General features: G+C 42.8%; 8 protein-coding genes. 4 read left to right on the forward strand and 4 right to left on the reverse strand.

Annotation, left to right across the window (positions count from 1 at the left end):
* Positions 1-1,165: fumarate hydratase (locus AB4232_RS08990; RefSeq protein WP_372086959.1), on the reverse strand; the 1,165-nt coding region annotated here is incomplete at its 3' end.
* Positions 1,166-1,419: 254 nt separating this feature from the next.
* Here AB4232_RS08990 and pabB point away from each other — a divergent pair.
* Positions 1,420-2,826: an aminodeoxychorismate synthase component I gene (gene pabB, locus AB4232_RS08995; protein ID WP_372086960.1), complete on the forward strand. Its 1,407-nt coding sequence runs from the start codon at positions 1,420-1,422 to the stop codon at positions 2,824-2,826.
* Positions 2,827-2,947: 121 nt separating this feature from the next.
* Here pabB and AB4232_RS09000 read toward each other — a convergent pair whose 3' ends face one another.
* The 3 genes from AB4232_RS09000 to AB4232_RS09010 all read right to left on the reverse strand — a co-directional run bounded on the left by AB4232_RS09000 (position 2,948) and on the right by AB4232_RS09010 (position 5,984).
* Positions 2,948-3,565 (reverse strand): porin family protein, encoded by a 618-nt coding sequence (locus tag AB4232_RS09000; RefSeq protein WP_009847031.1) that lies wholly within the window; start codon positions 3,563-3,565, stop codon positions 2,948-2,950.
* A gap of 177 nt (positions 3,566-3,742) precedes the next feature.
* Positions 3,743-5,440: an ATP-binding protein gene (locus AB4232_RS09005; RefSeq protein ID WP_009847032.1), complete on the reverse strand. Its 1,698-nt coding sequence runs from the start codon at positions 5,438-5,440 to the stop codon at positions 3,743-3,745.
* A 1-nt stretch (position 5,441) separates the two neighbouring features.
* Positions 5,442-5,984 carry a heme NO-binding domain-containing protein gene (locus AB4232_RS09010; protein WP_017096742.1) on the reverse strand — a complete coding sequence of 181 codons (543 nt, stop codon included), beginning with the start codon at positions 5,982-5,984 and terminating at the stop codon, positions 5,442-5,444.
* A gap of 324 nt (positions 5,985-6,308) precedes the next feature.
* On the opposite strand from AB4232_RS09010, the gene AB4232_RS09015 reads away from it, so the two are divergent.
* The 3 genes from AB4232_RS09015 (at position 6,309) to AB4232_RS09025 (ending at position 9,953) form a co-directional block, all read left to right on the forward strand.
* The gene (locus tag AB4232_RS09015; RefSeq protein WP_009847034.1) at positions 6,309-6,908 is read left to right on the forward strand and encodes a CoA pyrophosphatase; all 600 of its coding nucleotides are present in this window, start codon (positions 6,309-6,311) and stop codon (positions 6,906-6,908) included.
* 309 nt (positions 6,909-7,217) lie between these two features.
* The gene (locus AB4232_RS09020) at positions 7,218-8,471 is read left to right on the forward strand and encodes an aromatic amino acid transport family protein (RefSeq protein WP_009847035.1); all 1,254 of its coding nucleotides are present in this window, start codon (positions 7,218-7,220) and stop codon (positions 8,469-8,471) included.
* A 120-nt stretch (positions 8,472-8,591) separates the two neighbouring features.
* Positions 8,592-9,953 (forward strand): L-serine ammonia-lyase, encoded by a 1,362-nt coding sequence (locus AB4232_RS09025; RefSeq protein ID WP_009847036.1) that lies wholly within the window; start codon positions 8,592-8,594, stop codon positions 9,951-9,953.
* Positions 9,954-10,026 lie beyond the last annotated feature (73 nt).

Raw genomic sequence — 10,026 nt, forward strand, 5'->3', positions numbered from 1 at the left:
GACCTACCGCTTCATCACCCACAGCATCAACAGGGCCAACGTAGTAAATGAACTTACCTTTCAGGTCGACGCCTTCTGGTAAACCTTCACCACTTTCAAGCATGCCTTGAATACGCTTATGCGCTGCATCACGACCCGTTAAGATCTTTCCTGATAGAAGAACCGTTTCGCCGGTCTTCCAATCTTGAACGTCTTCTTTAGTAATTTCATCAAGGTTAACACGGCGTGTATTTGCGCCTGCTTCCCAAGTTATATCTGGCCACTCTTCTAACTTAGGTGGTGTTAGCTCTGCAGGGCCGCTGCCGTCTAGAGTGAAGTGTACGTGACGCGTTGCCGCACAGTTCGGGATCAAGCAAACAGGCTTAGAGGCTGCGTGCGTTGGTGCTGTTTTGATTTTCACGTCAACCACAGTCGTTAGACCGCCAAGACCTTGTGCGCCAATGCCCAGTTTGTTTACACGGTTGAAGATATCTAAACGAAGCTCTTCTTCTGCGTTCTCTGGGCCTTTGTCGATAAGCTCTTGGATATCGATGTGTTCCATCAGAGATTCTTTAGCGAGTACCGCGGCTTTCTCAGCCGTACCACCAATGCCTATGCCTAGCATGCCCGGTGGACACCAGCCTGCACCCATTGTTGGTAGCGTCTTCTCTACCCACTCTGCAATATCATCAGAAGGGTTCAGCATAACCATCTTGGTTTTGTTCTCAGAACCGCCGCCTTTTGCCGCGATTTGAATTTCAACTTTGTTGCCTGGAACCATATTAATGTGAACAACCGCTGGTGTGTTGTCTTTGGTATTAATACGCTTACCTGCAGGGTCCATTAGGACAGATGCACGCAATGGGTTATCTGGATTGTTGTAAGCTTGACGAACGCCTTCATCAACCATCTGTTGTACTGTTTGATCCGTTTCCCACCTAACATCCATACCGATGTTCACGAAACAAGTAACAATACCCGTATCCTGACAAATTGGACGATGGCCTTCCGCAGACATACGCGAGTTGATAAGAATCTGAGCAATAGCATCTTTAGCTGCTTGGCTCTCTTCCTTCTCGTACGCTTTTTCTAGGGCTTGGACAAAGTCTAAAGGGTGATAATAAGAAATGTACTGAAGTGCGTCAGCGACACTGCTGATCACATCTTGCTTACGAATAACCGTCATTGCATGCCTCTTTATTGTTCTGGTTCCATGTGGGTTCATCGTTTGGCTATGTGTGCCGAATCGGATTAGATGGTTTAGCTTTTTATTGTGTTGAGCTGTATTTAGTTGCTTTAGCAATCGCTTGCATAGCTGTAAACTAAACCACTTGGATTACTCCGTTCTAATCAAGAACCCATTTTATTTTCAATTTATGATACTCTTGCTTCCTCTCACACGCCATGCAGTGATCGAACTCTTTGTCACAAATTAAACAAATGAATAACAACGAATTTCGCTCTATCCAAATCAAGCCGCTTGAATATCAACCAACTTTAGCTAAACAGCTGTTTTCTCATATTGAAAGCGTGCCGTGGGCAATGCTATTACGCTCTGCCTCAGAAAGCCACGTCGATAGTCGATACGACATTTTAGTTGCTCAACCCATCGCCACCTTCGAGACAATCGGTGCGAAAACGACCGTCAATGTTAATGAGACGTGCGAGGTTTCAGAGTCAGACCCTTTCGAACTACTCGACCAATATCAGCAGCAATTACTACCCGCAATCAGTGAGCACCCTGAACTGCCTTTCGTTGGTGGTGCTTTAGGGTATTTTAGTTACGATTTAGGGCGACGAGTAGAAGCTCTTCCCTCTCTTGCTAAGCGTGATATTTCTGCACCAGACATGGCGGTTGGATTGTATGAATGGGCTGTGATTGTTGATCATAAGCTTAAAGCTGCGTTCCTTGTTGGGCAAAACATTGATACCCATTGGGATTGGTTAACTCAACAACAATCGCCAAGCCAACAAGCAGAAAGAGCGGAACAAACAGAACGAGCTCGTCAGAAGTTTGGATTAACCACCCCATGGCAATCCAATATGACTGAACAAAGTTATGCCAATAAATTCGATAGCGTTCAAGAGTACTTGTTGTCGGGTGACTGTTATCAGATAAACCTTGCTCAGCGCTTCAATGCCCAATACCAAGGCAGTGAATGGCTCGCTTATGAAAAGTTAGAGAAGTACAACTCAGCTCCATTCTCTGGTTTTATCCGTTTAGCAGGCTGCACCATTCTCAGTGTCTCACCTGAGCGTTTTTTAGAGCTCAATAGTGGCACCATTGAAACCAAGCCAATCAAAGGGACACGTCCTCGTTCTGAAAATTCCATGATTGATGACGCCAATGCTCAAGACCTGTTGAATGCTGAGAAAGATCAGGCAGAAAACCTGATGATCGTCGACCTGCTTCGTAATGATATTGGCCGAGTCGCAAAGCCGGGATCGGTTCATGTACCAAAGCTATTCGATATAGAGAGTTTCCCTGCTGTGCACCACTTAGTGAGCACGATAAGGGCAGAGCTTGATGTCCATCATTCAGCACATGACCTATTAAGGGCTTGCTTTCCCGGGGGGTCGATTACCGGCGCTCCAAAAGTTCGCGCGATGCAGATCATTGAGGAGCTAGAGCCTCATCGTCGCTCGGCGTATTGCGGTAGCATTGGTTATATCAGCCGTAATGGCAGAATGGACACCAGCATTACGATTCGTACCTTAGTGGCAGAAAACAATACGCTTTATGCTTGGGCTGGAGGAGGTGTAGTATTTGATAGTGATTGTGCTTCTGAGTACCAAGAGACTCTTGATAAGCTGAGTAGAATATTGCCTGTACTGGCTGATAGATAAATTTAATCTAGATTTATTAAGACGGGTTATTAAAAACAGCTAAAAAGCCAATCTGGAAAGTACTTTAATATTAAAAAAGCTAAGTGGGCAATCACCTACTTAGCTTTTCAATAACACTAGCCTAGAAGGTGTATGTTGTAGCCAAATAGAATGAGCCTAGTGTGTGAACGTTAGATAACTCTTTGTTCTTTTCATCTTTCACTTTGATATCAGCTGCTTCCCAATCAATACCTGCACGTAATGCTAGAGCTGGTGCAGCAGGAATTGCATACTCTACGCCCACCCCCATTTTTATACCAGATACGGTTGATGACTTAGTCGCAAAGTATTTATTATTACCACTGTTTTCAATTTCTGAATTTAAAAAGCTATAACCTAAAAGTGCATAAGGTCGAAGACCAATATCGAACGTATAACCAACATTCGCAGCAACGCTAATTGAACTAAAATCTGTTGTGAATGCTTTTGAACTGCCTACTTTTGTTGTAGACGTTCCATATTTAGTATATTGGCCTTCGATACCAATAATACGGTTGATCTGATAACCGGCAATGAGTTTATAAGAAGGTGATTCAGTTTCAGTTGTTGTGGTTTTGCGAGTTATGGCCTTACCAAAACCACCATCATCAAGTTCAGTTGAACCAGCTCCTACTCCGATATAGAAACCATTTGGGTCTTTTTGTGCAGCCACTGCAGATAAAGGTGCAATTAGAGCAAGCGTCACTATCATTTTTTTCATATCGAATCCATTTTTATAGTTTTTCAAACCTCCTTAATATAATTAATAAAAGCGACCAATAAAGTAAGTGAACGTATAGCATTGTCAGCTCACTTGTTACATTGACAATATACTCAAGACATTAGAGACAAATCAATAACGTTGCATATTTACTCACTACAAAGGCAATGATATTTATTAGCCCCACTTATTCAGCATTATCACTAAGTCGTTAGCGGTATAGGGTTTACTCAATATATCGTCCATACCAGATTCAATACACAACTCTCGCTCTTCTTTTGTCGTACCAGCGGTTAATGCAATAATTGGTTGGCTATATCCTGAACTTCGCAGTTTCTTCGTCGCTTCAAAACCATCCATGACTGGCATCCGGCAATCCATAAACACAATGTCATACTCATTATTCGACGCTAATTCCAAACCTTCTATACCATTACCGGCAATCGCTGGCTCTATTTCGTATTTGCGTAGCATTTGTTGGATGATGATCTGGTTCATCTTAATATCATCAACCACCAGCACTTTAAGCAATGTCAATTCAACCTCAGACTCAAAACCTTTTGCGACACTATCGCGCTCAGCCAGTGTATCGACAACTTGAAGAGGGAGTGAAATGGTAAATGTCGTACCCGAACCAACAATACTGCTCACCTCAATGTCTCCCCTCATTAACGCAGCTAGCTTGCGACAAATTGCTAAACCAAGCCCTGTCCCTTCGTAATTTCGGCTACTTGAGTTATCGGCCTGTGTAAAAGGTTCAAACAGTGTCTTAATAGCAGATTGAGCAATACCAACGCCACTATCCTCAACAGAAAAAATAAATTGGTCGTTAAGCCATTTTATCTCTACGCTCACATGGCCTTGATCGGTGAATTTAATTGCATTGCCGATTAAGTTCACGAACAATTGAGTAATACGCTCTAGGTCACCATAGAAGTGACTGGGTACCCCATCGGTTACATTGACATCAAACTGAATCTGCTTTTCAATCGCTCGATTGGTAAAGATACTATCAATGGTATTTTTCAAATCTTGGAGTGCAAATGTCTTGGGAATTAATTCCAGCATACCCGCATTGATTTTACTGTAATCGAGAAGATCATTAATGATGGTTCTAAGAAACTCACCGGATTGGCTCAAGTTATTCACGATCTCACGTTGAGAACTGCTCAGTTCGGTGTCGCTTATCAACTCTGCACTACCAAGAAGACCATTGAGTGGGGTTCTCAATTCATGGTTAATCATCGCGACAAAATCGCGTGTTGCCCTTTCCGACTCTTCTGCTCGCTTACGTGATTCAATATTTCGGTTAATCGCAAGTTGATGAGTTAACGCACTGCAGATAAGGTCCGTCACTAACAACAGTTGGCTTTGGATGAATTCGTAGTCTTGATCTAACAACCTGACCTGAACGATTAACGCGCCCACAATCACTTTTTCGACCTCTAATGGCACGGTAAGCAAGCAACCTTGCCAATGAGGTTCTTGAATGTCTTTCTCTATTACCTCGACTGTTTCATCACCATAGTCATGGGTTTGTAACTGAGGGATTAGATTGGGGGGTAAAACCAAGCGACTGGCTTCAATTAGATAACTGTTAGTTACACTCGCCGTCAATTGGGACAACATCACGTCATCGAGATCACTCCTCAGAAACGCGCGTCCGAAATCAATCAACAGGTTGTCGATTTGTTCTTGGAATTCGATCCGTCGAATATTCGCATTTGAACGCTTTTCTAATTGGCGCAACGCAAGTTCAAGCTGTTGATTGGCCTCAAACAGTTCGAGACTCTTTTGCTCCAACAAGGCTTCAGCCGCTTTCCGTGCTGCTATTTGACGTTTCAGTTTTTTCTCTTGGGCAGATGCCAGATCCATATCACTTTTCTACTTTGAGATTAAACCTAACCACACTTTGGTCATCATTCTGAGGTGTCATTTCTACCACGATGGTTTCACCATGATAGTCAGCACACCCCTCGATTAATCCCAAACAAACGTGAGACATACATCGTGCGCTTTTATAGTCAAAAACAAGTTGCGCTTCGGTCGTGGTGATAAAGCTAAATTGTGGAGGCTCAGCATCTGGGTAGAGCTTCTTCACTTCTACGTGAATGTAACGCTCTACGTGCTGAATAAATTGAAAAGTGGTGTTGCTATGGGCGAGGCTCGCTTTATTCGGTAATGAGGCCAGTAAGTTCTTAAAAACCGATTGTCCAAAAACACGTTGCAGGCTCGCTGCATCAATATCGGTTTTCTTACTCAAGTTTATAATCAATCGAACAAGATCTTTGTGGTCGTAACTTCCGACTGATGTGTAGATCCCTTCATCTTCTGACATCTCTAGAACTTCTTCCAAAAGCTCTAACCCAAACTTGTCTTCAACAAGCTCTAAAAATTCGGTGAATATGATTCCTTTCATTTCATACCTTTTCTTCTATTTCTTTTTAGAATGGTCCACTAAGTCATTGTTATCAAATTCTTAAACAGAAAATGTACGTTTCATCACCCAATTTATGACATGGATAACGCTTACTAGTAGAAGTACACATATTCAAATATAGCAAAATCCGTCACTCTTAGAAGATTGGGAACATTTACCTTGAAAAACGCCGCTACCCAGTCCCTTCTTATTTCCAGTTATTGCCGGTACTAACGGAGGAAAGTGAAGGCAAATTCGAAATTGGTAATCAACACACGGTTATGACTATACTTAAAATCATAATAATCAATATATTGGCTTTATATGAACAAAGATAACTTCCTTCAACAATTCCAGCTCAACTCTACCGTTGGCTATCACCCAGAATCCGTTGAGCGCGTTTCACATATCAATGACGATCAATTGCGTAAAGCAGCAGTGGTAGTCGGCTTAGTGGAACGAGAGGATGGTTTACATGTTATTTTTACGAAAAGAGCCGCTCATTTAAAACATCACCCTGGTCAAATCAGCTTTCCTGGAGGGAAACACGAACTCTCCGATCCTTCTATGCAATTCACCGCACTTAGAGAACTTCACGAAGAGGTCGGAATTCGATCGGATCAGGTTAAAATTGTTGGGCAATTACCTACTTTGAGTACCATTAGTAAATTTTTAGTTACACCGATTGTTGTAGTGGTCGATTCGGACTATAAACCCATCATCGATGAGAACGAAGTTGCTTCGATTTTTGAGGTGCCCGCCACCTATGTTTTAGACCAAGCCAAGTTACACAGCCACACTGTTAACTTAAAAAAAATCAAGCATCGTGTTTTTGCCATGCCCTTCCAAGAGCACCTAATTTGGGGCGTTACAGCTCAAATCATCCAATCACTGCAGCAACACGTAGTGCAACAAATTACATAGAAACTACGTTTTGTTTAATCCTTGTTAACAAACACAGCCTTTTCCATGGAACAGATTTATTAATCCAATTTTACGCAAACGTTTCCCTGGTATAATTCTGTACAACCCCGCCTTTCGCATAAGATAAACTAATAGCAAGCATGAGCATAAATCACCTGTGGCACGCTATTTTCGTGATCAAAAATCCGTTTTTCGCATATCATGTGACACGCCGTTTCATTACATGATTTAGATCTATTTTTTGTAGAAGAAAATTCTGCAGAATTAGCCCCGACTTATTTCCTGTTCCCAAAAAATGAGTAATTTAACATGAACACAACAACTTCTTCGGCAAATGCCGTTACAGATACAAGCAAGTTTAACTATAAAGATTTTACCTGGTGTCTATCACTATTCGGTACAGCAGTTGGCGCTGGTGTACTATTCCTTCCAATCAAAGCTGGTGCGGGTGGTTTTTGGCCACTAGTTATCCTAGCTTTAATCGCGGCACCAATGACTTGGTTCGCACACAAATCTCTAGCTCGTTTCGTACTGTCTTCTAAGAACCCTGAAGCAGATATTACAGACACAGTTGAAGAACACTTCGGTAAGACTGGCGCGAACCTTATTACTTTCGCTTACTTTTTCGCTATCTACCCAATCGTTCTTATCTACGGTGTTGGTATCACAAACACGGTTGACTCTTTCCTAGTAAACCAAATGGGCATGGAATCTATTCCTCGTCCTCTTCTTTCTGGTGCACTTATCCTTGCTATGACAGCAGGTGTTGTATTCGGTAAAGAACTGATGCTTAAAGCAACTTCAGCAATGGTTTACCCACTAGTATTCATCCTACTAGCATTGTCTTTCTACCTAGTTCCTGATTGGAACACTTCAATGATGGAAACAAGCCCAGAATGGTCAGCAATGCCTTCTATTATCTGGCTTGCGATTCCAATCATCGTGTTCTCTTTCAACCACAGCCCAATCATTTCACAGTTCTCTAAAGAGCAACGTCGTGTGTACGGTGAAGACGCGGTTAAGAAAACTGACGCGATCACTGGCGGCGCAGCAATGATGCTGATGGGTTTTGTAATGTTCTTCGTATTCTCTGTAGTACTTTCTCTATCTCCAGAGCAACTAGCAACAGCGCAATCTCAAAACATCTCGGTTCTTTCTTACCTAGCTAACGTTCATGAGTCTCCACTTATCTCTTACATGGGTCCTCTAGTGGCGTTCGCAGCAATCACTTCTAGCTACTTCGGTCACTTCCTAGGTGCTCATGAAGGTCTTGTTGGCCTAATCAAGTCTCGCTCTGGTTCTTCAATCAGCACGATTGAGAAAGCTTCTCTAGCGTTCATCGTTGTTACAACTTGGATTGTTGCGGTAGTTAACCCAAGCATCCTAGGTATGATTGAAACAATGGGTGCTCCAATGATTGCAGCTATCCTGTTCCTAATGCCTGTATTCGCAATGAACAAAGTACCAGCTATGGCTAAGTACAAAACTTCAGCACCTGTGCAAATCTTTACAGCTTTATGTGGTCTAGCGGCTATTAGTTCTGTAATCTACGGCGCTCTTTAATCTCAAGCCCTTTTTATAAGATGACATTCATCTTATATGGCGAGGTTAGACAAAAAATATAATGATAATAAATGAGCCTCCCTACTCCCCTTGGGAGGCTCTCTTTTTGAGGTAATCGCTATGATTAGTGTATTTGATATCTATAAAATCGGTGTTGGTCCATCGAGCTCACATACAGTTGGACCAATGAAAGCGGGTAAAGAATTTATTGATGACCTACGTTCAATGGGAAAATTGCGCGACATCACTAAAATCACCGTGGACGTATATGGATCACTATCACTGACAGGGAAAGGTCACCACACAGATATCGCAATCATCATGGGTCTTGCTGGCAATACTCCTGAGCGTGTTGATATTGATTCTATTGCAGGCTTCATTGCTCGAGTAGAAGAAACTGAACGTCTACCTGTCGGTATGCACTGTCATACTGTTTCGTTCCCTCGCGACGGCGGAATGAACTTCCACACTAGCAACCTTTCTCTACACGAGAATGGCATGAGCATTCATGCTTGGGTTGATGACGAAGTCGCATATTCAAAAACGTATTACTCAATTGGTGGTGGTTTCATCGTTGACGAAGAGAACTTCGGCAAAGAAGAAGAAAACCCAATTAAAGCACCATACGAATTCACAACAGCGGAAGAGCTGGTTAATCAGTGTAAAGAAAGTGGTCTTTCTATCAGTACACTGGTTATGAAAAACCAAGCGGCTTTCCACTCAGACGAAGAGTCTCGCACTTACTTCGCTAACATCTGGAAAACGATGCGTGAGTGTATGGATCGCGGTATGAATACTGAAGGTATCCTGCCTGGTCCACTGCGTGTACCTCGTCGTGCAGCAGCACTTCGCCAACAACTGATCACGTCAGAAAAAACAACTAACGATCCAATGACGGTTGTTGACTGGGTGAACATGTTTGCTTTCGCAGTAAACGAAGAGAACGCAGCTGGCGGTCGTGTAGTAACGGCACCAACAAACGGCGCATGTGGCATCATCCCTGCTGTATTGGCTTACTACGATAAGTTCATTCAAACAGTGACAGAGAAAGACTACATCCGTTACTTCGCAGCTTCTGGCGCGATCGGGGGTCTTTACAAGCGTAACGCTTCTATCTCTGGTGCTGAAGTTGGCTGTCAGGGTGAAGTTGGTGTGGCGTGTTCTATGGCTGCTGCTGGTCTTGCTGAGCTTATGGGTGGTAGCCCAGAGCAAGTATGTATGGCTGCAGAAATCGGCATGGAGCACAACCTAGGTCTAACGTGTGACCCAGTTGCTGGCCAAGTACAAGTTCCATGTATCGAGCGTAACGGTATTGCTGCAGTTAAAGCAATCAACTCGACTCGTATGGCACTTCGTCGCTCTTCTGCTCCTACTGTTTCTCTAGATAAAGTTATCGAAACAATGCTAGAAACCGGTAAAGACATGAACGCTAAATATCGTGAGACATCTCAAGGTGGTTTGGCAGTTAAGGTTGTTTGTTAATTAGCATTAGTTTATTAATAGCTTTCGAATCAATCTGCTTTTAATGAGCAGATAATAAAAAGGAACGCATATG

This window comes from Vibrio sp. 10N.286.46.A8 (genome assembly GCF_041470165.1).
In the GTDB taxonomy this organism is placed as follows: Bacteria; Pseudomonadota; Gammaproteobacteria; order Enterobacterales; family Vibrionaceae; genus Vibrio; species Vibrio tasmaniensis_A.

Bases quoted from the DNA above. Each gene is read 5' to 3' on its own strand.
- pabB (WP_372086960.1), top strand. From the start codon at position 1,420: ATGAATAACAACGAATTTCGCTCTATCCAAATCAAGCCGCTTGAATAT.
- AB4232_RS09000 (WP_009847031.1), bottom strand. From the start codon at position 3,565: ATGAAAAAAATGATAGTGACGCTTGCTCTAATTGCACCTTTATCTGCA.
- AB4232_RS09005 (WP_009847032.1), bottom strand. From the start codon at position 5,440: ATGGATCTGGCATCTGCCCAAGAGAAAAAACTGAAACGTCAAATAGCA.
- AB4232_RS09010 (WP_017096742.1), bottom strand. From the start codon at position 5,984: ATGAAAGGAATCATATTCACCGAATTTTTAGAGCTTGTTGAAGACAAG.
- AB4232_RS09015 (WP_009847034.1), top strand. From the start codon at position 6,309: ATGAACAAAGATAACTTCCTTCAACAATTCCAGCTCAACTCTACCGTT.
- AB4232_RS09020 (WP_009847035.1), top strand. From the start codon at position 7,218: ATGAACACAACAACTTCTTCGGCAAATGCCGTTACAGATACAAGCAAG.
- AB4232_RS09025 (WP_009847036.1), top strand. From the start codon at position 8,592: ATGATTAGTGTATTTGATATCTATAAAATCGGTGTTGGTCCATCGAGC.